Origin of the sequence: Methylibium sp. T29 (genome assembly GCF_000576205.1) — a bacterium.
Lineage (GTDB): Bacteria > Pseudomonadota > Gammaproteobacteria > Burkholderiales > Burkholderiaceae_C > Methylibium > Methylibium petroleiphilum.
In genome coordinates this window covers 1-980 of the sequence record NZ_AZND01000543.1, presented here as the reverse complement: position 1 = coordinate 980, position 980 = coordinate 1, and the positions used below count along the sequence as shown (strand labels likewise).

The window sequence follows — 980 nt, the reverse complement described above, 5'->3', positions numbered from 1 at the left end:
GTTCGCGTTGCCGCCCCGACGCCCGCGCCTCGCGTGGCCGCGCTGGTGCGGGCGGTGCTGGGCAGTGCGGCCTGTGCACGCTTCTTCGACCCGGAGGCGTTGCACTGGTCGGGCAACGAGGTGGCGATCGCATGGCGCGGCGCCGCGTTGCGCATCGATCGGCTGGTGGCATTGCACACGCCCGCAGGCCCGGAGTGGTGGGTGCTCGACTACAAGCTGCAGCACGCACCGCAGGCGATCGAGGCCTACCGGGAACAACTGGCCGGCTACCGCGAGGCCGTGCAGTCCCTGCAGGGGGGCGAGAGCGTGCGTGCGGCCTTCATCACCGCGGCCGGCGAGGTGATCGAACTCTAGGGCCCGCTGCGCGAGGCTGATGGCTCGTGCGGAAGCTTCGTTGGCGGGAGTGCCTGTGCTGCGGCCTGGCCGGCGCGCATTGCGCCCTCGAGCGTGGCGGGGTAGGGCCCATCGATGTAATCACCCGCGGCGAGCAATCCCGGCGCGATGCTGCCGCCCGGGCGCCGCAGACCGGGCGTGCAGAGGAAGGTGGCGCGCTTCTCGCTGAGCACCCGCAGCAGCCGGGGCTCGCTCGGCAGGCAGCGGCCGAGCTGCGCTGTGGCCTGCAGACGCACCGCCTCGGCCGTGGCGTCGAGCCCGCGCACGACGGCGTCGGCCGCGCCGCTGATGACGAAGGCCAGCGTGCCGGTTGCGCCCGGTTCGCGTGCCGGGTCACGCAGCTGGCCGAGATCGAACACGTATTGCGCCGGCGACACGGCGTCGCGCGCGTCCAGGGCGAGCATCGGCGCCGGGAGCCGGGCTCCGGATGCGTGCAGCAGCACGGTGACGATCGGTTCGTAGCGCAGCGCGGCGGCCAGATCGGCCCAGGCCGGCGCATGCGGCGCGGCGAGGCGGGCGGCCTCGACGGCGCTGCAGGCCAGCACCACGCGGTCGAGTCGCTCGCCATCGACCTGCCAGCCGCCGGT

Annotated in this window: 1 protein-coding gene and 1 pseudogene; one reads left to right on the top strand and one right to left on the bottom strand. The window is 74.1% G+C overall.

Translation table 11 applies throughout. From position 1 onward, the window contains the following. Positions 1 to 354: pseudogene (locus x551_RS22695) on the top strand (DNA helicase UvrD); the annotation flags it as partial. On the opposite strand, the gene x551_RS22690 reads toward x551_RS22695, so the two are convergent. Beyond that, on the bottom strand, positions 351 to 980 hold a 630-nt coding region (locus x551_RS22690; protein WP_036251975.1), incomplete at its 5' end, for an FAD-dependent oxidoreductase. The pseudogene x551_RS22695 and the gene x551_RS22690 overlap by 4 nt on opposite strands.